This is a genomic window from Litoribacter ruber (assembly GCF_018449405.1).
Lineage (GTDB): Bacteria > Bacteroidota > Bacteroidia > Cytophagales > Cyclobacteriaceae > Litoribacter > Litoribacter ruber.
The window spans coordinates 738,662-762,247 of the sequence record NZ_JAHCMY010000001.1 but is presented as its reverse complement, the minus strand read 5'-3'; the positions used below and the strand labels follow the sequence as shown (position 1 = coordinate 762,247).

General features: G+C 42.8%; 20 protein-coding genes. 9 read left to right on the top strand and 11 right to left on the bottom strand.

Annotated elements, in window-relative coordinates:
* Window positions 1-98 precede the first annotated feature (98 nt).
* A complete protein-coding gene (locus KI659_RS03205) occupies window positions 99-1,634 on the bottom strand; it encodes an FAD-dependent oxidoreductase (protein ID WP_213943884.1) in 1,536 nt (511 codons plus the stop codon).
* Window positions 1,635-2,036: 402 nt separating this feature from the next.
* Between KI659_RS03205 and KI659_RS03200 the strand changes: the two genes are divergently transcribed.
* Genes KI659_RS03200 through KI659_RS03185 form a run of 4 tightly spaced genes read left to right on the top strand, consistent with a single transcriptional unit; the run spans window position 2,037 to window position 4,751 of the window.
* Window positions 2,037-2,558: a YciE/YciF ferroxidase family protein gene (locus KI659_RS03200; protein WP_213943883.1), complete on the top strand. Its 522-nt coding sequence runs from the start codon at window positions 2,037-2,039 to the stop codon at window positions 2,556-2,558.
* A gap of 26 nt (window positions 2,559-2,584) precedes the next feature.
* Window positions 2,585-3,172 carry a DUF421 domain-containing protein gene (locus KI659_RS03195; RefSeq protein WP_213943882.1) on the top strand — a complete coding sequence of 196 codons (588 nt, stop codon included), beginning with the start codon at window positions 2,585-2,587 and terminating at the stop codon, window positions 3,170-3,172.
* The gene (locus tag KI659_RS03190) at window positions 3,169-3,864 is read left to right on the top strand and encodes a DUF421 domain-containing protein (protein ID WP_213943881.1); all 696 of its coding nucleotides are present in this window, start codon (window positions 3,169-3,171) and stop codon (window positions 3,862-3,864) included. Before KI659_RS03195 ends, KI659_RS03190 begins: the two co-directional genes overlap by 4 nt.
* Before the next feature lie 29 nt (window positions 3,865-3,893).
* Window positions 3,894-4,751 carry an NAD(P)H-binding protein gene (locus KI659_RS03185; protein ID WP_213943880.1) on the top strand — a complete coding sequence of 286 codons (858 nt, stop codon included), beginning with the start codon at window positions 3,894-3,896 and terminating at the stop codon, window positions 4,749-4,751.
* Window positions 4,752-4,825: 74 nt separating this feature from the next.
* On the opposite strand, the gene KI659_RS03180 is transcribed toward KI659_RS03185, so the two are convergent.
* From KI659_RS03180 to rmuC, 3 genes are all read right to left on the bottom strand, one after another.
* Entirely contained in the window at window positions 4,826-6,946 is a 2,121-nt protein-coding gene (locus KI659_RS03180) for a catalase (RefSeq protein ID WP_213943879.1), read from the bottom strand.
* 283 nt (window positions 6,947-7,229) lie between these two features.
* Window positions 7,230-7,577: a hypothetical protein gene (locus KI659_RS03175; protein ID WP_213943878.1), complete on the bottom strand. Its 348-nt coding sequence runs from the start codon at window positions 7,575-7,577 to the stop codon at window positions 7,230-7,232.
* Between the two features lie 73 nt (window positions 7,578-7,650).
* Window positions 7,651-8,964 carry a DNA recombination protein RmuC gene (gene rmuC / locus KI659_RS03170; protein WP_213943877.1) on the bottom strand — a complete coding sequence of 438 codons (1,314 nt, stop codon included), beginning with the start codon at window positions 8,962-8,964 and terminating at the stop codon, window positions 7,651-7,653.
* Between the two features lie 210 nt (window positions 8,965-9,174).
* On the opposite strand from rmuC, the gene KI659_RS03165 reads away from it, so the two are divergent.
* The 3 genes from KI659_RS03165 to KI659_RS03155 all read left to right on the top strand — a co-directional run bounded on the left by KI659_RS03165 (window position 9,175) and on the right by KI659_RS03155 (window position 14,070).
* A complete protein-coding gene (locus KI659_RS03165; protein ID WP_213943876.1) occupies window positions 9,175-9,966 on the top strand; it encodes a glycerophosphodiester phosphodiesterase in 792 nt (263 codons plus the stop codon).
* Between the two features lie 245 nt (window positions 9,967-10,211).
* Window positions 10,212-10,655 (top strand): hypothetical protein, encoded by a 444-nt coding sequence (locus KI659_RS03160; protein WP_213943875.1) that lies wholly within the window; start codon window positions 10,212-10,214, stop codon window positions 10,653-10,655.
* Between the two features lie 118 nt (window positions 10,656-10,773).
* Window positions 10,774-14,070: an amidohydrolase family protein gene (locus tag KI659_RS03155; protein WP_213943874.1), complete on the top strand. Its 3,297-nt coding sequence runs from the start codon at window positions 10,774-10,776 to the stop codon at window positions 14,068-14,070.
* Window positions 14,071-14,216: 146 nt separating this feature from the next.
* Here the strand turns inward: KI659_RS03155 and KI659_RS03150 are convergent, their stop codons facing one another.
* The 7 genes from KI659_RS03150 to KI659_RS03120 all read right to left on the bottom strand — a co-directional run bounded on the left by KI659_RS03150 (window position 14,217) and on the right by KI659_RS03120 (window position 21,575).
* Window positions 14,217-14,807 (bottom strand): porin family protein, encoded by a 591-nt coding sequence (locus KI659_RS03150; protein ID WP_213943873.1) that lies wholly within the window; start codon window positions 14,805-14,807, stop codon window positions 14,217-14,219.
* A gap of 66 nt (window positions 14,808-14,873) precedes the next feature.
* Window positions 14,874-16,001 (bottom strand): hypothetical protein, encoded by a 1,128-nt coding sequence (locus KI659_RS03145; protein ID WP_213943872.1) that lies wholly within the window; start codon window positions 15,999-16,001, stop codon window positions 14,874-14,876.
* Window positions 16,002-16,045: 44 nt separating this feature from the next.
* Entirely contained in the window at window positions 16,046-16,657 is a 612-nt protein-coding gene (locus KI659_RS03140) for a hypothetical protein (RefSeq protein WP_213943871.1), read from the bottom strand.
* A 110-nt stretch (window positions 16,658-16,767) separates the two neighbouring features.
* The gene (locus KI659_RS03135) at window positions 16,768-18,870 is read right to left on the bottom strand and encodes a type IA DNA topoisomerase (protein WP_213943870.1); all 2,103 of its coding nucleotides are present in this window, start codon (window positions 18,868-18,870) and stop codon (window positions 16,768-16,770) included.
* A 98-nt stretch (window positions 18,871-18,968) separates the two neighbouring features.
* Window positions 18,969-19,301 (bottom strand): thioredoxin family protein, encoded by a 333-nt coding sequence (locus tag KI659_RS03130; protein ID WP_213943869.1) that lies wholly within the window; start codon window positions 19,299-19,301, stop codon window positions 18,969-18,971.
* A gap of 213 nt (window positions 19,302-19,514) precedes the next feature.
* Complete coding sequence (locus tag KI659_RS03125) at window positions 19,515-20,663, bottom strand: MFS transporter (protein WP_213943868.1); 1,149 nt, start codon at window positions 20,661-20,663, stop codon at window positions 19,515-19,517.
* Between the two features lie 408 nt (window positions 20,664-21,071).
* Window positions 21,072-21,575: a UpxY family transcription antiterminator gene (locus tag KI659_RS03120; protein WP_213943867.1), complete on the bottom strand. Its 504-nt coding sequence runs from the start codon at window positions 21,573-21,575 to the stop codon at window positions 21,072-21,074.
* A gap of 155 nt (window positions 21,576-21,730) precedes the next feature.
* Here KI659_RS03120 and KI659_RS03115 point away from each other — a divergent pair, with 155 nt between their 5' ends.
* Both KI659_RS03115 and KI659_RS03110 read left to right on the top strand, forming a co-directional pair.
* Complete coding sequence (locus KI659_RS03115) at window positions 21,731-22,363, top strand: sugar transferase (protein WP_213943866.1); 633 nt, start codon at window positions 21,731-21,733, stop codon at window positions 22,361-22,363.
* Complete coding sequence (locus KI659_RS03110; RefSeq protein ID WP_213943865.1) at window positions 22,360-23,511, top strand: aminotransferase class I/II-fold pyridoxal phosphate-dependent enzyme; 1,152 nt, start codon at window positions 22,360-22,362, stop codon at window positions 23,509-23,511. The genes KI659_RS03115 and KI659_RS03110 overlap by 4 nt, the downstream gene beginning before the upstream one ends.
* The last annotated feature ends 75 nt before the right edge of the window (window positions 23,512-23,586 follow it).

The window sequence follows — 23,586 nt, the reverse complement described above, 5'->3', positions numbered from 1 at the left end:
ATGCGTGGTTAATTTGTCTCATAATGTACACAAAATGCACCAAGTGTATTTGGGGTAATAAAAGCATTTCTTGCCAATAACTACCCCCAAACTGCAATTTACTCGATTCGGGTATTAGGTATAGGTGCCACTGGCTGTACTTCCACCTTCACTGTTGGGAGAGGGTTCATAGAGGGTCCCGCTACCACCTCCCCTTTTGCATTAAATCTGCTTCCATGACAACCACAGTCCCAAGTTTGACCTTGGTCGTTCCATTTCACCAGGCATTTCATATGCGGGCATACAGGTATTACTCCATGGAGCTCACCTTTCTGATCCAGGCTCACACCAACAGTTTGTTCCTCAATTTTCACTATTATCCCCTTTCCTTTTTGCAGGGTTTTGATTTTATCTATCTTCAATTTGATCCGATCACCGATGAGGTCTTTCATGTTATTGAGATTTTCCCGAAGGATAAATGGAATGGCGTTGAACTCAACTCTTGAGGGGTTGAAGGTTTTTTCCAATGGGTGACGGCCCTCAGAAATCAGAGAAGCAATCATCATTGCCGATATCGTCCCAAAGGTGAGCCCGTCCCCCGAAAAACCGCAGGCTATGTAGTTATTTTTCCCAAACGGCGTTTTCCCTATAAACGGCAGTTCATTGGAAGGCTCAAAAAACATGGATGACCACTCATGGTAAATCTTTTCAATTCCGAACTTTTCCTCAGCATAAGCCCTTAATTTAAGCAACCGCTGTTGCTGTTGGTTTTTCTTTCCCGACTTGCTGTCCGCCCCCCCGAGCATGTAACAATCCTCTCCTTTGTATTTGCAAGGCCTAATATAATGGTACGGCGAACTGAAATCATAAAATAACCCTTTTTGCACGGGCAATTTAGGCTTAAACACCATCACATAGGAATTGTAAGGCACCATTTCCATGTGGACAGGATTTAGGCCCAGCGGAGTATGAGTAGCCTGAACCAAATGGTCCGCTACCACAAAATGCCCATTGACTTTTATATGCCATTTGTCTTTAACGTGTGTAAAATCAGTAACTGGTGAATACTCACAAACGTTGACGCCCGCTTCTGTAAGCGCCTTTGCCAATCCATGCAAATAGCCCAGCGTATCCATCATTCCTTGGTTATGGATACTAAAACTTGTCAGCTCCCCCTCGATCTTCCACTCATGGTCATGGGCTATTCCCACTCCGAGCTTTTCAAAAGCATCACGCTCTTTGAAAAACTCATCCATTTGCTTGGCCCTGTCCACAAAATAGGTAGCGGGGATGCTTTCGTAATTGGCATCCGTGATTTGGTAATTGTTGATCAGATTCTCAATAAGCTTTCTGGCCTTTACGGTCGCCATATAAATCTCCTGGGATGTCTCCTGCCCGTAAAATCTCATAAGCCGGTGATAGTAAAAATCTATTGCCGAGGTGATATGCCCGGTCGTGTGCCCACTGGTTCCGGAGCCTATCTTCCCCCGTTCTAAGAGGACAACCTCAAGGCCTTTCTGCCTTAAAAGTAAGGCAGTAGTTAGGCCCGTAATTCCGCCACCTATCACACAGACTTGAGTTTCCACCCCGATATCCAAAATGGTATAATTTGGATATTCCTTTTCTTCCCACAATGACTTATTTATATCTTCCATTTGATCTTTTTTAGTTAAACCCTTTTCAAGGTTAACTTTTACTTAGCCAAAGTCTATTCCTTAAGCCTTTTGAAGAAAAAAATATCAGAAATAAAATACGGATTACCCAATACATTCACCGCATTGTAGGGAGAAAGACACGATTTTCAAGTTATTGTTTTGCGTAAAATCACAATTTGTTTACCCTTTACCCCAATGTGTTATTTTAAATCTCAAATCTAGTCAACGGCATAAAACTATGCATACCCAGTAAAGCTGAGGCTGAGGTGTAACAAGATGTTACTTTTCAGTATCTATCTCCATGGAAAATTCCTTGAATAGGGTTATTGGTAACCTGAAAAGTATAGGAGTTAAATACTGGTATCTTTTTGGGGGAACATAATCAATACTAAAAGATGAGCTATGATTTTTCCAGACCACCCCTCCCCGAAAAGACTACAGGATCATGACAACCAAGTTTTGGCTACCCTTTTTCTCACCGACTTAAAAAGCATCTACGGAACGGAAAAAGAAATGCTTGATATTTTAGGCCTTTTTCTCCGAAAAGAATTTTCAAAAGATTTCGGCAAAACCATCAGCTTTTATGCTTCAATTAGTAACAAGCATGTGGAAAACCTGGAAACGATTTTCCTATTGGTGGATAATCCCATCAAATCGATACACGGCCATATCCTAAGCGCCGTCAGTCAGGAAGCCAAAGACATATCAGAAGATAACGATTCTTCCCCAGCAATAATCGACCTCAAAATCTATAAACTCCTAAGCCATTTTAACCATTATAAAATCGCCTGCTATTCACAATTAGTGGCAGTAAGCGATAAGATGGGGCTTACCGACGTGAATGGCTTACTTAGGGAAAACCTCCATTCCGAACAGAAAATGTCAGAGAAAATTCAAACAAGTGAAAGCCTTCTGACCTTTTAGAAAGAGAAACTAATACTTTTTGAATTATGGAGCATGTAGAAGTTGAAATGTGGGACTGGCACCGGATCTGGGTTGGTGATGTGCCTACTATGTTTCTGGTAGAGGTACTTATCCGTTCCATCATAGTATTTGCCACCCTCCTATTCACCCTGCGAATAATGGGGAAAAGAATGGGTGGCCAATTGAGCCTATCCGAAATGGCCGTGATGGTAACTCTCGGTGCCTTGGTAGCCGTCCCTATGCAAATATATGACAGAGGACTGCTGATGGGCTTTACCGCACTCATAATCGCATACTTTTTCCAGCGGGGCTTTAATCTAATGGGCGTCAAATACACCTGGTTTGAAGAACTTTCCCAAGGTAAGCTTTCCATTTTGGTAAAGGATGGCAAAATCTTGGAAGATGCGATGCTGAAGTCGAGAATCAGCAAAAACCAGCTTTTTGCCTTATTAAGAAACGAACAGATCACCCATCTATCGGAGGTAAAGCGACTTTACTTGGAAGCCAGCGGCACTATTTCAATATATAAATCAGAAAACGAGGAAAAGAAGAACCATATACTTCCAATGAAGGATGAGAAAATCCAGCGGGAAGCAAAATTCAACAATCTATGACATTATTGGAAATCGGACTTTCTGATTATCACAGGTTCATTTTTGGAAAAGTGCCTGAGGCATTTCTGCTGGAAGTTGTGCTGAGAACCGTGTTTGTATACGCACTTCTGATGGTTTCCATGAGGCTAATGGGTAAAAGAATGACCTCACAATTAAGCCGGCTCGAAATGGCATCCATGGTAGCCCTTGCAGCTGCCATTGGGGTACCAGTGCTAGCCCCCGAGCAAGGTCTTTTGGACGCCCTAATCATTGCGGTAATTGTGGTGTTTTCACAGCGCCTGATTTCTTGGACCAATTCAAAAAATGAAAGGTTCGAAAGAATAGTCCAAGGAGATGTGGCCACGATAATAGAGGATGGGGTGCTGGATATCAAAACCATGGAGAAAACCCTCATATCCAAAGAAAGGCTAAAAGCCCAACTTAGATCCGAAAAACTCATCCATACTGGTCAGGTCAAAAGACTTTATTTCGAAAGTAACGGATCCTTTTCTTTGGTGGAGGATAAAGACCCAAAACCAGGCCTTCTGCTTTTACCGGCTATCGACCAGGAGTTCATTAGGGAAGTAACTGAAGAGGTGCAAATCATCATTTGCTCCAGATGTGCATCCAAGGCAAGCACACGGCATGATTTTATGTGCAATAATTGCGGCAATACCGCAACCGAAAAGGCTGTAATAGCCAAATCATCTTAAAAAACTAGAAACCCTAACCCAACCTAACCATGGACAAAATACTTTTAGCCGGAGCCTCAGGGACACTTGGATTGGAAATCCTTAAAATTCTTACCCAAAACGGACATTTAGTGAGAGCCTTAATCCATGACGACGAAAACATAGAACAAGTCAGACGTCTCACAGAGGATATTGTCATTCAAGATGTCCAAAAGCCCATTCACGAATTGGGGGTATTTGAAAATGTCAATATCCTCCTTTCATCTATTGGGAAAAGTGTAAGTATCTTCAGAAGTACTGAGGGAACATATGACAGCATTGATTTCCACGGCAACAAAAACCTTTTTGAACAGGCAAGCCAAGCCGGGGTCAAGAGGGGCCTATTCGTTTCAATTATGGGAGCCTCGGAAGAAAACTCTTTGGAATTGGCCCAAGTCCACTATAAGGCTGAAAAGGCGCTCGCTGAGAATTTCAAAAATCACACCATCATCAGGCCTGCAGGATTTTTTGGAGGTCTAAATGACCTGATCAAACTCGGCAAACATGGGATGATCCCAGTCATTGGCGATGGTTCGCCCAAGACCAACTCGATATACCAAGGCGATTTGGCTCAACTGATTTATGACAACCTCAATGCCGGACCGGAGATTATGGAAGTAGGCGGTCCCCTAATCCATACACGTTTGGAAATGGCCAAAATGATTCAAAGAAAAACTGGTGGGGAAATCCTAAAAGTACCCAATACGGCCGTGAAAGGTTCCATTCTTCCTTTATCCGTTTTGAAGCCTGACTTATTTCACAACATGGATTATTTCCGGTTTGTCTGTTCGAAGGACATGATTGGGGAAAAACATGGTAAGATGACTTTTGAAGAATATTTAGACCAACTGGATCTCAACCAAATCTAATCATAGTTTGAATTTTCCTATTAACCGGTGATACAAAAATAACCCCCTTGATCAACAAGGGGGTTATTTTCTTTTTAAGCAGGTACCTTATTCTTACTGGACCTGCCCCAATGTCTTTGCATGGCAAGGGCTTTGAAATAGTCGCTAAAGAAATCGTCTGACGCTTCTTTTCCGCTAACTACCCCTTTATCTGACCAGTTGCCTTCCCCATTGGCCTGTACAAGCTTACGGATAGAGGTGTTTTCCAAAAACTCCGAAGCGTTTCCAATCAGGCCGATTGGCTTGCAATGTTTGTAGCATTCATTCACAAAGTGGATAGAATCTCCATTTTCGGCCATCGCCTCAATACTCTCCTTACCATCCACTATAAATATGCTGTCGTACAAAACGGAGGCGGTGGTAATATACGATTTATCCACTTTCAGCTCATCGCCAAAAACCCCAAACTGCGAAGCAACTACCTCGGCATCGGCATTATGCTCTTTTAGCCAATCTTTTAATTTGTTGACTGTAGAAACATTCGCACCTTTTTCAGCTAAGATTCCTACTTTGACACCTTTGATGGAATCAGCTTTTTTCACCTTTTCCATGCTCAAAGATGGGGAGTCTGTTACATTTTCTTTACCACTCCATAAATTCTCCTGGAAGGCTTTCACCTCCTGCTGAATCTTATCCACTTCAGACTGCTCCAATGGCTTAACGCCAATTCCCTCAGCCACCTGCTTGGCCATATCTGCATCAATGTGATAGAATTGTTTTACAACTCTCTCACGTATTGCCATTTCTTTCACTTTGCCCAATTCAAACCAAGCGGCTTCCACTATATGCTTTTTCTCAATATCCGTCATGCTTCTATAGAAAAGTGTCGCCTGAGAATAATGGTCCTTAAACCCTTCACTTCTGCCTCGGATTTTCTTGCCAGATACTTCCTGGGGATAATGCACATACCCTTGCTCATCCTCAGGAGCCATTTTGGGCTTGCCATCAGCTCTCGTATTGGGGTAATAATTTACCGCGTTGCGGTGGTTGTTGTGGTGGCGCATAATGCCGTCCTGCTGGTTATTTTCCACTTTTGCATGGGGCCTGTTAATTGGGAGCTCCGCAAAATTTGGTCCTCCCAATCGTGTCAATTGGGTATCCAAATAGGAAAACAGCCTTCCCTGCAGCAGGGGATCATTTGTCAGGTCAATCCCTGAAACCAGATGCCCAGGATGGAAGGCCACCTGCTCAGTTTCGGTAAAGAAATCCTCAGGATTTCTATCTAATACCATTTTTCCTACTTTTTTGAGCGGCACCAGTTCCTCCGGCCACAACTTAGTCGCATCCAGTATATCAAACGCAAACTTATGCTCATCTTCTTCTGGAATCATTTGTACACAGAGCTCGAATTCTGGGTAATTACCCATTTCGATCGATTCCCAAAGGTCTCTTCGATTAAAATCCGGATCTTTCCCGGCAGCCTTTTGCGCTTCATCCCACACTAGGGAGGCCATATCAGTCAAAGGTTTCCAATGCAGTTTGATGAAATGGCTCTTGCCTTCATTATTGATAAATCTGAAGGTATGTACCCCAAAGCCCTCCATCTTGGAGTAGCTTCGAGGCACCCCCCTATCAGAAAGGACCCACATAATCATGTGCATGGATTCGGGCATCAGAGAGATAAAATCCCAGAATGAATCATGGGCTGCAGCTGCCTGAGGAATTTCTTTATCTGGTTCTGGTTTTATGGAATGCACCAAATCAGGAAACTTGATGGCATCCTGAATAAAAAATACCGGCATGTTGTTACCCACAAGGTCGTAATTTCCCTCCTCGGTGTAAAACTTGGTGGCAAAACCTCTCACATCCCGAACTGTGTCCGCAGAGCCTTTAAAGCCTACCACAGTAGAAAACCGCACAAAAACGGGCGTCTTTTTTGAAGGATCCTGCAGAAATTTGGCCTTTGAATAGGGAGCCATGCTTTCATATACCTGAAAATAGCCATGGGCAGCCGAACCCCGGGCATGGACAACCCGCTCAGGAATCCTCTCGTGGTCAAAATGCATCATTTTTTCTCTAAAATGATGGTCATCCATGATGGTTGGCCCGCGCTCTCCTATTTTCAAGCTATCGTCGGTGTGGTTGATTTTCACACCCTGGTTGGTGGTCATGTAATCATGCTCTTGGCCAGGTTGGTTTTTTGGCTTATTGTCCATAAAACTGAAAATTTTTTAGTGGTTAAAAGACATTCAGGTTTCAAAGGCCATTCCATTTAAACCTAAAAAAGCAGACCACGGATAGTTTAATCAAAATGCTCAGTTAATTAACCATAATGGGCTCTTCTCATCCTAGGGAACAGCCCCTCAATCCAATCCGGAGTAAAAGGCTGTGACTCGCATTGGATACAAAATGACTACTTTCGGTAATAGTCTTTACTATTTTGGACAAAAATAAGGGGGTAGAAATTCTCCTACCCCCTTTATTTTATCGTTTAAAATCCTAATCTATATCATCCAGCCTTTCATCCTTATCGGCTGGTACTTTTTTGATAAATTCTATATGATATTGCTGCTCTTCATCAGAATATGTCCCATAGGCATCTAATAGGTAACCATGCTTTCCATCATTGGCCTGAATGGCATAAAGAATCGCCATGTCCGCAGGATCTGACTCTCCCTCAAAGCGATAGACCTTTACAATTTTCAAGTCCTCAGCTGAATAGCTTTTATCGCCATCATCCAGTACGGCTCCTTTGTCTTTTTTGGTTCTAAATTCTGCACCATATCCTTTTTCCTCAAGCCTTTTCATAACTTGGGAGAGTGGGGTCATATACGTGGAATCGCTCATAATTTCTTCGTGGTTAAAATGAAAAATCAAATCTATTTTAAACGGTTCAAAAATTGCGCCACCTGCTCTTTTCTCACTCTTTTAGCAACTTTTCAGGGATGGAGGAATTGGCTTTTGCCCCTAGTTGCTTCAGTTTTTCCACCTGCCCGATTAAGTTGCCCCTTCCGGTTTTCAGCTGCTTCATGGCGGTTTCATATGACGCCTGCGATTTTTCCAAATGCCCTCCGATTTCCTCCAAGCTCCCTATAAAATTAACAAACTTTTCATACAGCTTCCCCCCTCTTTCTGCAATCTCCAAGGCATTTTGGCTCTGATCCGTTCTGACCCAAAGGTCTTTGATCATTTTTAAAGCCGCGATTAAATTACTACTGCTGATTAACAAAATGCGCTTCTTATAGGCATATTCCCAAAGCTGCGAATCGGCCTGCACTGCCGCAATATAGGCAGCCTCCAAGGGTACGAACATGATTACGAAATCCAAAACCTTGGCATAACCATCGTATTGTTTGGCCGAAAGCTGGTCTATATGAGTCTTGATTGATTTTAGATGAGCTTGAAGGGCCAGTTTGCGGTCATCTGCAAGTTCGGCATTGAAATACTGCTCATATGCCAAAAGGGATACTTTGGAGTCTATAATAATTTTTCGGTCATCTGGGTAAGTGATGGTGACATCTGGCTGCATTCTTTTCCCATTTGGCCCATAGAGGTATTCTCCGCATTCATCCCGCAAAAACTCCTGAACCACGTAATGCCGGTTTTTTTCCAGCCCTGAGTTTTGCAAAATCGTCTCCAGAATCGCCTCTCCCCAGTTTCCCTGTGTCTTGGTGTTCCCTTTTAGCGCTGCCGTAAGGTTTTTGGCCTCCTCGCTAATCTGATAATTCAGTGCCATCAGATCCTTGACCTGCTTTTCAAGGCTAAACCTCTCCTTGGATTCCTTATCATAGGTCTCCTCCACCTTTTTCTTAAATTCACCCAACTCGTTGTTCAAAGGCTTCAGGATCAATTCTATATTTTCCTTGTTTTGCTGGCTGAAGCGCTGGGATTTTTCTTCGAGAATTTTCCCCGCCAGCAGTTCAAATTGTTGGGTGAATTTCTGGCCTAGTTTTTCAAGATCAGCGGTTTGAGCCGCAAGCTTATCCTCCAGATTGATCGCCCTTTCCCTTGAAGTAATGAGTTTTTCTTTAGTGTCAGAAGCTTCTTGCTGCAGGCTATCAAATTGCTTTATCAATTCTTTTTCACGTGCCAAGGCATCCTCCAGCCTCCCGAGGGAAAGTCTATACTGACTTTCCAAGTTGACATTTTCCGATAATCGAATCTCCAATGAGGCATTTCTTTCCACTTGTTCCCTGAGCTTTTCCTCACCTGATCTAATTTGTTCTGTTGACATCGCTAATTGTGATATCAACCTTACTAATACCATCATACTAAGCCCCAAAAGACCTAAAGCTGCAACCCATCCAATAATCTCCATATTTGATTTTACCTAAATTTATCCTAAAGTAAAAAAATCATGGTGGCTTAATGATTTCTTAGACATTATTTGACGCAAAAAATTTGTAGGCATAAGGGATTCTCGCTATTTTTCAACAAAAAAATCATGCATACCTATTCCATTCTTTTGCTTCTCCTGATTGGCTTTTCTTTTTCAGCCTGCCAACAAGATGCCGGCTCCGAATTTCACAAAAACAAAGTAATAGCCCATAGAGGAGCTTGGAAAAATGCCGGTCATCCTCAAAACAGCCTAGCCTCACTCAGGGAGGCGATCAAACTTGGCTGTGAGGGATCCGAATTTGATGTATGGATGACAGCAGACAGCATTTTGGTAGTCAACCATGACCCGGACTTCATGGGCATGTCCATAGAAACATCCACCTTGGAGCAACTTTACGAAAAAGAATTGCCTAACGGTGAAAGAATCCCGACCGCTGAAGAGTATTTAAAGGAAGGGATCAAGCAGAAAAAGACCAAACTGATTTTTGAGGCCAAGCCATCAGAACTGGGCGTGGAAAGAAGTGTATTGTTGGCTGAAAAGAGTGTGGAGTTGGTCAAAAGGCTTGATGCGCAGGACTGGGTGGATTACATTTCCTTTGAGAAAGCAATTTGCAGAAAGATAATTGAGCTTGACCCAATGGCACGGGTGGCTTATTTAAATGGTGAAAAATCCCCACAAGAATTGGCCGACAAAGGCTATTACGGATTTGACTACCATATATCAGTGGTGAAAAAAAATCCCGAATGGATTACCCAAGCTCATCAATTAAGCTTGACTGTAAATGCCTGGACTGTCAACAATCCTGAGGACATGAATTGGCTACTCGATCACAATACGGATTTCATCACCACAGATGAGCCAGAGATGCTACTTGAAATTGTACAAAAAAGGGATTGAAATTATCTTGACAAACTCAAACCAGATGGCGGTATAAAAGAAAGTAATTCAACAGTTACTAGGTCTAAGGCCTGACAAAACTCGAAAAACTTTCACTTTACACACAAATTTTATGGTTTTAACAATTAATCGGGCTCAAATTTAGATAATTAAATATCTTTTTCATTACTTGCAGACGTTCAATAAGAAACCAGCCACCAAGGCTACCTTTTAATTGTACTATTCTACTAAACGCCACTAATGATATGAGTATAGATCCTTTCATTGAGTTTTTGTATCGCTCCGATACCTTTTCCCAAATATTATCAGCACAAGGCGAGTTAAGTGTTAATAAATTAAAACCCGAGACCACTTCCATTTATAACCTTTACAGTTTTGATTCCTCATCCGAACTTATGTATATATTTACCGTAATTTTTGTGGTAGCAGGCATCTTATTTTACAAGTTTAAATTTGGAAATCGGCATCAAAAGCATCCATATGAAGTGTACCAGGAAGCCGAATACAAAGCAAAGGTGTTGATACAAAAAGGTGATTATAATCAGGCGGTCCAATATTACAAAGCAGCACTCGAACAGATCCAGATCGACGACAATCAAGAGGATTTCGAGAGCCCTAAGAAACAAACAGCCTGGATACTGGGACAAAAAATCGAGGAACTAAGCCACTTGGAAGGCACATCCAGTTAATATTTTTTCCTTACATCCCGCTATTATTGCCACCATATATCCCACTCCTATAATCCACGTAGGAGATTTCCTCTTCGAGTCTTATATTTGGTTTCCTTTTTAAAACCAATATAGACTTATGATAAACCTCAAATTTAGCTTTTCCTTACTTGCCTGTCTGTTTTCTTTGGCGGTTTTTGCCCAAGAAGAGAATGATGGCAAATGGGATGTCTCCAACCCCAAAGGAGACTGGAATTTCAAAACACATACTTTTACTACCGATGAGGGTACTTGGATGAACCTTGATGTCAGTCCTGATGGCAAAACAATTGTTTTTGACCTTTTAGGCGACATTTACACTATGTCTATTGACGGGGGAAAGGCCACTCCCGTGCGAACAGGACTTCCATTTGAGGTACAGCCGAGATTCAGCCCTGATGGCAACTGGATCTCCTTCACCAGCGATGCGGGTGGCGGGGACAACCTATGGGTGATGAAGCCTGATGGCTCAGAAGCCCGCCAGGTAACCAAGGAAACCTTCCGACTTCTCAACAACGCTGCCTGGATGCCTGATGGCAATTTTCTCATTGCCCGAAAACATTTCACTTCTGGCAGATCACTAGGAGCCGGAGAAATGTGGAAATTCCACATCACAGGGGGCAACGGCATCCAGCTTACCGAGCGCCGCAATGACCAGCAAGACACCAATGAACCAACTGTATCCCCTGATGGCAAATACATGTATTATAGTGAAGATATGGCTCCTGGAGGGGCATTTGAATACAACAGAGACCCCAATAAGCAAATCTATGTCATCAAACGGTATGATTTTGCCAATGGAGAAATCACCACAATCACCGGTGGACCGGGAGGAGCAGCAAGACCTCAGGTATCTCCTGACGGGAAGAAACTGGCCTTTGTTAAAAGAGTAAGGACCAAATCAGTTCTATATATCCATGACCTTGAAACAGGAGAAGAATGGCCTATTTTTGATGGTTTGAATCAAGATCAGCAAACTGCCTGGGCTATTTTTGGGGTTTATCCAGGTTTCAGCTGGATGCCGAATAATGAGCAGATTGTATTTTGGGCAAATGGTAAAATCAACAAAGTAACTGTCAAGTCTGCTGAAGTTTCGGAAATCCCATTTACGGTTGATGCCGAAATCCAAATTGCCGATAGGGTTCATCAGAAAAACCCAATTCCTGAAGACACCTTCGAGTCGAAAGTAATCCGAAATGCAGTTACTTCGCCTGATGGGAAAACCCTTGCATTTAATGCTGTTGGATATATTTACACCAAAAGCCTTCCAAACGGGACCCCCAAAAGACTTACTTCAGGGGAGCATTTTGAGTCAGAGCCGGCTTTTTCTGCCGATGGCAAAACGATAGTATTCGTGACTTGGGATGATGAGGAAATGGGCGCCATTCACAAGGTGGCCACCTCAGGTGGCAAAACCACCAAACTCACCAAGGAAAAAGGAATTTACAGACGACCCTCTTTCTCTCCTGACGGGAAAACGATCGTGTTCCGAAGAGAGTCTGGAAATATGGACCAAGGAAGGACTTTCTCCAAAAATCCGGGCATTTATACCATGTCTTCTGAAGGTGAAAACATTAAGTTAATTACAAAGGATGGGGATCATCCCACTTTCAACAGGGAAGGAGACCGCATCTTTATCCAAACGGGAGGTACTTTCTTTGGAAGCTTGACCAAAGAGCTGAAAAGTGTCGATTTAAATGGACATGACGAAAGGTCCCACATTAAGTCTAAATATGCTAATCGCTTGGTACCTAGCCCAGATAACAAATGGGTAGCCTTCACGCACCTTCACAAAGCTTATGTAGCTCCTCTAGTGATGACTGGCCGTACCTTGGACCTGGACGATAAGTCCACCTCTATACCAGTTTCCCAACTTTCCAGGGATGCCGGGGTAAACCTGCATTGGTCTAAAGACAGCGATGTGGTCTACTGGATGATGGGTGATACCTATTATTCCAATAAATTGGCCGACAAGTTTACTTTCCTGCCAGATTCTCCGGAGGAGCCTGTGAAGCCAGCTGAAGATGGGTTGAAAATAACTCTGACCGCCAAGGTGGACAAACCCGATGGGATTATAGCCTTCACCAACGCCCGTCTAATCACCATGGAAGGGAATGAAGTGATAGAAAGCGGGACAATCGTAATCGATCAAAACAAAATTAGCGCTATCGGAAAAGCTGATGAGATTAATGTGCCTGGCAACGCCAAAGTGTACGACATGGAGGGCAAAACCATCATGCCGGGTATAGTAGATGCGCATGCGCATATCGGTGCATTCCGTGAAGGCCTGAATGTAAAGCAAAACTGGCAGTTTTATGCTAACCTCGCATTTGGGGTCACCACCGCCCATGACCCATCTGCCAATACGGAAACGGTGTTTACCTTAGCCGAAATGGTCAGAGCCGGTGAAGTGGTCGGTCCAAGAATTTACAGTACTGGCTTTATCCTGTATGGTGCAGATGGTGACTTCAAGGCCGTGATCAACAACATTGACGATGCCCGCTCATCTATTAGAAGAACCAAAGCTTTTGGTGCCCAATCGGTGAAAAGTTACAACCAGCCACGAAGAGAGCAACGCCAGCAAATCATGCAGGCAGCCAGAGAAGAGGGGATAAATGTGGTGCCTGAAGGTGGTTCTACTTTCTTCCACAACATGAGCATGATCATGGACGGCCACACGGGAATCGAACACAACATCCCCATTACCCCTGTTTATAAAGATGTAATCGAGCTTTGGAGCAATTCAGAAGTAGGATACACGCCTACGCTTATCGTAAACTATGGTGGGTTGAATTCGGAATACTACTGGTATCAGCATACCAATGTGTGGGAAAATGAAAAGCTCTTGACCTTTACCCCTAGGGCGGTTATTGACTCAAGGTCACGCTTCCGAATTATGGCTCCCGATGAGGAATATGAAGCAGGCCATATCATGACTTCCAAAGCTGTAAATGAACTTTCCAAAAACGGTGTCAAGATCAACCTTGGTGGCCACGGCCAACTTCAAGGCCTGGGCGCCCACTGGGAGCTATGGTCCCTACAGCAAGGTGGAATGAGCAATCATGACGCACTAAAGGCAGCCACTATCAATGGGGCTGAATACATTGGTGCTGGTGATGACTTAGGGTCATTAAAAGTAGGCAAGCTTGCTGATTTGATTATCATGGAAAAGAACCCGTTAGAAGATATCAGAAATTCTGAGTCTATAAGATTCACGATGATTAACGGCAGGTTATACGACACTGAAACCATGAATGAAATTGGAAATCACCCTAAGGAAAGAGGCCAGTTCTACTGGGAAAACAACCTATTCAATGAGGCCTATGAATGGCATGATGAATCCAATAGCTTTATGAGAGATGGATGCGGCTGTAGTTTGGGCCATTCCCATAATTAATATAATTCTTATATAAAAATGCCCTGGAAAATCCAGGGCATTTTTATTTCTACTTTTTATCCGTGGCCTGTCTATAGCCTGTTACATTATGTTACTTTATTTACCCATAAAATATCCTGAATCTTATTGATTATCAGCAATTTTTATCACCTGTTAGCTTTTCCCGGTAGATAAATTTGGAATCCCAGCCCCACAGCCAAACCAGTCACAGCTGCTCCGGTATTGATATTTGCTCTTGAATAGGTGTATCCGAAAGTCCCTTCTATAGCCACGTTGTTGCTTATAAAGTGGGCATACCCCAAGCGTAATCCTGCCAAAAAGGACGCATCACTGGCCTCCGTGCTTCCTGCAAGACCAGCTTCAGCCTCGCCAAAAAACCGACTGGTAGCAGTAGCTCCTTCCGGGAAATAATACCTAACAAATGGCGTTACTCCATAGCTCCAAATGTTTTCAAAATTCGGAACCGTCGTTAAACCCACTGTAACGCCCAAACCAACCGCTAAATCGTCCATTAGGAAATAACCTGCCCGTGGGTTCAACACCAAACCAAAGGACTCAGTGGTAAAGTTGTACCCCAATGAACCAATACTTCCACCCACAATCCAATTGCCTGCTTGAACAGGGGAACTCCCTACTGCAGCAGACGTGGGAGGCGGGGATTGGCGGGGATCTACTTGGGCAAATGAAAGGCCCAGACAAAACATAAAAGCAATGAGAGTAAATATTACTTTTTTCATGACAAACTAATTTAGAGTTAAAAATAAGACCAGCTAAAAATAAACTAAAGTAATGCCATAAGTAGGTTACCTTAGGAATTCGTCCACCTTATACCAGGCTTGGCTTGCCAAAATTTCATCGATGAGCTTGTCCCATTGAGCTTGTGCCTGTTTATTCCTCCCATGGGAAGTAGCCTCATCATATGCGGCTTGCAGTCGGTTCATTTCCCTAAAAGCTTCCAAATATTCAAAGTTGATTTCGCTTTCATAATCCTCTGGATCCAAGCCCATGATCAGTAACCGGTTCCTAAAGCGCTCCCCCACGATTTTGACCAGATCAAAGTGTCGTTGCTCGTGGTTTAGCCCATAGGCATTTTTAGAATCTGCCGATACCCAAGAAGCATTTTTCAGCATGTAGACCTTTAACTTCATATTTAAAACCAACTCTCCATCTATCAGCTCCGTATCCCCGTCAATACTAAATGAGGGGAAAATTGAGGCAGCAAACCGGCTTCCCGATCTTGGGCGGTCTTTAAAATCCTCCCAAGTCAGCGGCCTGTCCGGATGGTAAAATAACGTATCCCCCACTTCATTCGCTTCATAATTCTCGATGGAAAGGTGCAGTTGAGTGGAAAAGCTGGGATTACTTTGGATTTCTGCCTCCATCCAATCGTTAAAATGACTCAAGCCGGCCACGAGGGCTTTGCCTAAGGCCGACCCAATCAAATCCGTTCTATGAATAGAGCGCTTATAAGTCACCCCGCCCTGGTAATCGAGAAGGTGGCTAAACCTGTCATTTTTCAACTGTTCAAAAGCATAGCTCAGGTGAATCTTCCCTTCGACCACATTGGAAGAAATCACCTTCTCTTCTACCCTAAGATCCATTACTCGCCCAAACACCATATTATTGTGATCAGCTATCTGGGGCGAGGGCGCCAATTGGCCCAAAATATCACTTACGCTTCTTTCCAACCTGCCTAGCTGGACATATGAGGGCGAAATGAAAATCTGCCCCAATTCTTGATTTGTACGCTCATCGGTAAACCCTTCCAAAACGTAGCCTTTTGGCTGCCAATCCACCTGAGGGATGTCTACTGCAATGAAAGTTTGATCTTGAGCAAAAAGCTTGGAAATGCAAAGTAAAAAGAGGCAACTTAAAATAAATGGAATTACCCGAAGAGGTATTTTTGGATATTTGCGGACAGGCTTTTTCACATAGAGAAAACCTATTGAACTGGATTTTGGTTCGAAGGAATGACTTACATTACCTGCCCCATCACTGTAATCGGCCTGCTGATGGTTTCCAACACTTTCCCATCCGTCAACTGATAAATAATTTTAAAACGATGTGTAGAGGTGGCTTTAGGGGCATTTTTAAGCGTGAAGAGAAAAGTAGAAAAATCCCTCAGCTTCAACTCAGCCAACTCCTCCACATCCAACACAATGCATTCAGCAGGATATTTGGGACCTACTTTTTTCTCAATGGAAAAGAACCTTTTCAAGTCCTCTCCAGCAGGAAGATCCTGAAAATCATTATCACTTAAAATCTGAATATCCTGGATATTTTGGGCGAAATTATCCGGATTATCCTTTTCGTCACGTTGAAAACCCAACAATCTAAAAAAATCCGGTCGGGTCAGCATTTTTCCCTGATGCACAATCTCAATAAAAAATTCATTATAAGAAACCGTCGGTGAAGATTGGGGATAGCTCACATAATTGAAATAGTCTTTGCTGTTGCCGATGAAAACATTAACCTGCTCATACAAGCCAGAAAAAACCAATTCCTTTTTACCAGAATAAACGTTGTTAACTAAAACAAATCCAGTGGTGAGCCCAAAAACAATAAGGAGAGTAAAAGCTTTTTTCATACGAACAAAATTGGCAACTTACTCTCTATACGTATAATATAAACTTTTGTCCTGCCGATATGGGAAATTGATATATTTTTAACATTGGCTGACTAAACTTCTAAGCATAATCACCCCAACACTACCATAAAATCTTCACTAAACATCAACTTCCCATCTTTTTCCTCCCCTGTTTCCAAAACCAAACCCTTGATTTTTCTGGTCTTGCCTTTTTCAAGCAAATCCTGCACTTGGCCTTTGGTAAGCTTTTTACCAAATATTTCAAAAGGAAGCTTGAAGCCACACACTTTAAAATTTCCACATCCATAGGCTGTTTTCCCTTTGAGCAACTTGTGTTCCTTGCATTTCGGGCAGTCTAAAGACTCCGGGTCCGTTTTCTCCTTTACCTGCTTTTTGGCTTTGGGCTTGACAGGTTCCGGTGCTTTTTCCACCACCTCAATCCTTCTGAATTGGGAATTTTTCACTTCAAAAGTCAAATCCACCACCATTTGGACCAGCTCTTCCTTGAAAACCGCCGCGTCATATTCGCCTCTTTCAATTTGCCTCAATTTCCTCTCCCATACACCCGTCAATTCTGGGCTTTTAAGCAGATCATTTTCTATGCAATCGATGAGGTCAATCCCCGTCTGGGTTGGGTAAATGTTCTTTTTGCGTTTTTCAATGTACTTTCTTTTGAAAAGCGTTTCGATGATATTTGCCCGTGTGGATGGCCGGCCAATTCCATTTTCTTTAAGCAATTCCCGCATTTCTTCATTTTCAACCTGCTTGCCGGCAGTCTCCATGGCTCGCAAGAGTGTTGCTTCGGTGTATGCTTTCGGGGGAGTAGTTTTTCCTTGATGCACTTTTGGCTCATGCGGCCCTTTTTCGCCTGTTTCAAAGGCAGGCATTAATTTTTCCTCGTCCTTATCTTTTTCCTTTTTGGCATCATTGGCATATACCAACTTCCACCCAGGCTCTAAAATATGCTTGCCGGTAGCCTTGAATTCCACCTGCCCAACCATCCCCAAAACGGTAGTGTTGGCCACTTTACATTCAGGATAAAATACCGCAATAAACCTTTTGGCAATCAAATCATATACCCTCTTTTCCTCAGCTGCATATATTCCCGTGGGCAAAACATCGGTAGGGATGATGGCGTGGTGATCGGTCACCTTGTTGTCATCAAATACAGTTTTGCTCATCGGAATAGGCTGAGCCAAAATTGGGGATATGAGCTTTTCATAAAACTTCATGCTGGCCAAAATCCCCGGGATCTTGGGATGCAAATCCTCCGAAAGATAGGTGGTATCCACTCTGGGGTAAGTAACATATTTTTTCTCATACAGGCTCTGTACATACTTCAAGGTATCCTCAGCCGAGTAGCCGTATTTCTTATTCGCCTCGACCTGAAGGGCGGTAAGATCAAAAAGTCTGGGATTGCCTTCTTTGCCTTCCTTTCTTTCAAAGGAGGTAATTTCAAAATCATGCTGCTTGAGGTACTCTAGCCCCTTGTTGGCCTTCTCTTCTGTTTTGATTCGCTCTATGGTCGCGGTAAATTCCGTTTCCCGATAAAGCGTTTTCAACTCCCAATACACCTCTGTATTAAATGCATCAATTTCCTTTTGCCTTTGCACTAGCATAGCCAAAGTTGGTGTCTGTACCCTGCCGATAGACAAAACTGCTTTCTGCTGGGCAAATTTCTTGGTAAAAAGCCGGGTAGCATTCATGCCCAAGAGCCAATCACCAATAGCTCGCGCACTGCCGGCAGCATACAGCAGATTGTATTTTTCCCCTTCCTTCAATTTTTCAAAACCTTCCCGGATGGCATTTTCGGTCAAGGAAGAAATCCAAAGCCTTTTCACTGGCACCTTGCATTTTGCCTTCAGCAGTACCCAGCGCTGGATCAATTCCCCCTCCTGCCCAGCATCCCCGCAGTTAATGACTTCTTCGCAAGAGGAAACCAGTTTTTCGATGACCCCAAACTGTCTTTTCACGCCATCATTTTCAATCAGCTTGATTCCAAACTGGGGAGGAATCATGGGGAGGTCCTCAAGTCTCCAGTATTTCCACTGGGTGGTGTAATCGTGGGGTTCTTTGAGCGTGCAAAAATGTCCAAATGTCCAGGTGACCTGGTAGCCATTGCCTTCATAATAGCCGTCTTTTTTCGTTTTGGCGCCTATCACTAGAGCAATATCTTTGGCAACACTCGGTTTTTCAGCTATACAAACTTTCATTTTTGGGCGGGGAGTCAATTTCAATCAATCAGCAAATACGGTGATTTAGGCTGAATTTCCAAGCAGGAAAAAGGTCTTTGTGGCTTACTATATCCTAGCTATTTATTTTTCCCGTTTTCGAAAAACAAAGAATATGGCCTTTCAATTTTTGCCTCCAGCACTTTCATCGAAATCAGGCCGTTTGAACGGAAAACTTCCTTTCCATCCATGATGAATAAAATTCCAGGCACACTCAACATCCTTAGCTGGGCGCACAGCATAGAGCTTTTGGATATTTCCAAATAGTGCACCTCGACTTTGGGGAATTTGGAAATCATTAATTCGCTCAACTTGGGTTTCAGACTGGCGCAAACCGTGCAGGCCTCTCCTGTGAAATAAAACAGAAGCGCATCTTGTTTTTTTACCAAAGATTCAAAACTCTTTAAATCCATACTCACATTATTATTTTCGGTTTCAGGCATTTACTTAATAATAAGCTACCATGTACGTGAATTTACGTAGATAAATTTCTTTTTTTTTAATTTCAGGCATGAGATTTGAAAACATTGAAATTGTCTGATAAACCAAATAAAATACTCAAAGCGGAAAGTTTAATCACCCTAAACTGAGCTGAGTAGGCCGCCGGTCTTTGACCGGTGGCTTTATTATTCAACCCCTTCAAACACTTCCCTTCTTATACTCATCAACAACGTAATGCATAACCCCATAACCGCTATAAGGGCAAAGGAGGCCCGGAGGTTGAGCAATTCTCCAATAAAACCAATAAGAGGTGGCCCCAAAAGAAAGCCAAAAAAACTTATGGTGGCCACCAAGGACAGAGCTACGCCAGGTGAAAACACTTTGGACCTCCCGGCAATACTGTAGGAAAGGGGAATCACAGATGCCGTACCAAATCCCACCAAGATAAACCCTATCACGGAAGTGGCTACATAAGGGAAAATTACAGCCAGTGATAACCCAAGTCCAATCAAAATTCCGCTTACTTTTAAAGTTAACACCTTCCCTACTCTGTTGATAATGGCGTCCGAAGCGAACCGCCCAGAGGCCATGGCAGCCATGAAGGCCACATATCCGGCCGCCACGTAGCTGGGGTCAATTTGCACGACTTTCTTGAAGTAAACGCCACTCCAGTCAAACATGCAGCCTTCGCACATCATCCCAAAAAACCCGATTAGACCAACTCTTAAAAGGAGGTTATCTGGTCTTCTCAAAACCATCCCCGAACCACCCCGGGACTGCCTTTCCTTGATAATATAGGCTTGAGAAAACACCACAATAGCAATGACTATGGCCGCTACAACCAGAAAATGATGGAAAGCAGGAAGGCCAAAATAAATAGTCAGTCCCCCTATCCCTGCACCGGTAAAGCCCGCTAAACTCCATAAACCGTGGAAGGAACCCAGAATATTTCGCTGATAAAGATCTTCAATTTCAATGGCATGAGTATTCAGGGCTATGTTCATGATATTGCCCAACATCCCAAAAACCACCACTACTCCAGCGAGGGTGTACAGCGTATCTGACAGCCCTATCATTACTAAAAAAAAGCCATAGCATAAACCAGAAAGCAAGAGTACAATCCTGCTTCCAAACCTGTGAACCATAAAACCGGCCAGTGGCAGAGCGATAAGGGATCCAAATGGCATTCCCAACAGAAGGGCACCAAGTTCGGCCTCAGAAAGGGAAAATTTCAGCTGTATTTCAGGAATCCGTGTTGCCCAAGAGGCAAAGCACAATCCGGAAAGGAAGAACAGACTGCTTAGAGCAATTCTTCTCTTTTTGACAAAATCCATAAGGCTAGGTTCGATAGAACGCTAAATTACATAAATCTGGCAAAACAATTTTACTTATTTAAGTAGTTCATCCACATGATAAAAGAGTTTATCGAGCAAAATTCAGGACTAACGTCCTCCTAGAGATCATCACGGTGAGTTGACTTTTAAAATAATTCAAGGTAAAAACGATTTATTCTTATTTTTTCACCCATAATAAAATTTAAACATTGAAAAATCACAGATATCCTTAATCAGCTTTCCTCTTCAAAAAATATGAATAAAAACTACTTAAATATTTTTATTTCATAGAATACTATCTTACCTTTATATCAGTCTTTAATCAGTACTTATTTTTTGATCTTATTCCACAGAAAAAAAAATGCCTCTTGTGTTAGAGGCATTTTTTATGTTATCCATGAAATACTACTAGGAAATGACTTCGAGATATTTTCTCGGTAGGTTGACCATCACATTTTGATGGATTGTGGGGATTCTGATGATGAAATAATCCTTGTTGCCCTTCTGAACACATTCCCCCTCAAAACCCTGCATTGGACCGCCGAGAATTTTCACCTTTTCCCCAGCCTCAATTTCGCCTGTATCTACTTCCACTGCCACACCAGTCTCCAGGAGACGCTTGATGGTTTCGATCTCCTGATCCCTTACGGTAGCGTGATTGCCTGCAAAATGGACAAATTTGACCGCTCCTTGTACTTGCAAAGACTCCCATAGCCTATCTTTGGTGGTTTTTACAAAAATATATCCGTTGAAAAGAGCACGTTGAACCTTCTTCTTTCGGTCACTCCATTGACGGATCTCCTCGACCATAGGTAAAAATACCTCCAACCCGTTTTCCTCAAGTCTTTGGGTTACCTTTTTTTCAGCTCTAGGAGCTGTGTACATCACGTACCATTTCTTGTCTTCAGCCATTTTAGACGTTTGCGTTAAAAAAACAAAATTACCAAATAATCCCCTCTACCCAAGCATTCAACCTACAAAACAATTAATTCAAAATATTACACCCTAATTGTTGTGAACATCAGTATAAAATTTATTAAATTACTTTAGATTTTTAGATTATAACCATGTACTATATTTTTTACAAAAGATTAACCGACTTTGTTTTGGCATTGGTGGCCCTAATACTGGTTTTTCCAATATTTCTTCCCTGCCTTTTAGCCAATCTGATCATTCATAAGGGCTTCCCCTTTTTCCTGCAATTGAGAATTGGTGAAAATGAGCAGCCCTTTTATATCATCAAGCTAAAAACACTTAAAGATGTTCAGTTTGAGGGGCAAACAGATCTGGAAAGACTAGGCCTATTTGGCTATTGGTTACGAAAAACCTCCCTGGATGAAATTCCCCAACTTTTCCTGGTTCTTCAAGGGAAAATGAGTCTAGTGGGCCCAAGACCCCTACTTATAGAATACCTTCCGCTTTACACCCCCGAGCAGCGGCGCCGACATTCGGTCAAACCGGGCATCACAGGCTGGGCCCAGGTAAATGGCAGAAACACCCTTGATTGGCAATCCAAATTCAATCTGGACAATTATTATGTAGACCACAGATCTTATAGGCTTGACTTCAAAATAATGATCCTAACAATTGGAAAAGTATTGACAGCACAGGGCGTGGAAGGAAACGAAACGCTGTTTATAGAGAAATTCACAGGTACCCCGCTGCATCAACTCACTCAAGACATAACAAAACGCTTATGAACCCTCCACGCATCTCGCTTTCTCCTCCGCATCTCTCCGGAGCAGAACAAGCCTATATCACGCAAGCTTTCGCCAGCAACTGGGTCACTTCCATGGGGGCCAATGTGGATGGTTTTGAAAGTGACATTACCTTTACGACAAAATGCGGCTATGCCGTGGCGCTAAATTCCGGCACATCTGCGATCCATTTAGCCTTAAGGATTCTAAATATAGAGCCTGGAGATTTTGTACTTTGCCCCACTTTGACCTTTACGGCCACAGCGGCCCCAATCACGTACCTGAAAGGCATTCCGGTGTTTATAGATTCCGAAGCAGACACCTTCAACATGGATCCGGACATCTGTGAAGAGACCATAAAAAAAATGATCCTTCGAAACAAGAAACCCAAAGCAATGCTCGTCGTCCACCTTTATGGAATGCCGGCAAAAATTGAAAAGCTTCTTCGATTAAGTAAACTTTATGACATTCCTCTTATCGAGGATGCTGCGGAAGCTCTGGGATCTACTTATAACAATCAGGCATGCGGGACTTTCGGAGAAGTCGGAATTTACTCCTTCAATGGCAACAAAATCATCACTACGGGAGGAGGTGGGGCCTTGGTGACTGCCAATCCCTTTCTTGAAAAAAGAGCCAGATATCTCTCTAACCATGCCCGAGAACTTCTCCCCCATTACCACCATCAAGAAGTCGGATACAACTACAGGTTGAGCAATATCAGTGCAGGCATTGGAAGAGGGCAACTATCAGTGCTCGGAGATAGGATTGCTGCTCGCAAACGTAATTTTGAAAAATATAAAAAATATTTTCAGAACAATGAAGGGGTAAACATGCAGGAAGCGCCTGATAGCCTTTTCAATTCAAATCGATGGTTAACGTCAATTCTATTGGAACCCGAATTTTACAAAAAAGCCGACAAAAACCTGTTGATGGATTCATTTGAGGCTGCAAATATTGAAACTCGGCCATTATGGAAGCCTCTTCACCTTCAACCTGCCTACAAAGGATTCCCCTTTAGGGGTGGAATGGTGGCAGAAGACCTATTCAACAAAGGGATCTGCTTGCCGAGCGGAAGTAATATGAGGGAAAGCGATTTTGAAAGAATTTTTGCGGTTTTTGAAACGGTTCAAAAAGTTTTGTTAGGAGCATAATTAATCCCCCCAAAAACTGACGTAAGTCATATTAATAAAGGCCTGATTTTAAGATATTTGAATAACGAAAATAAT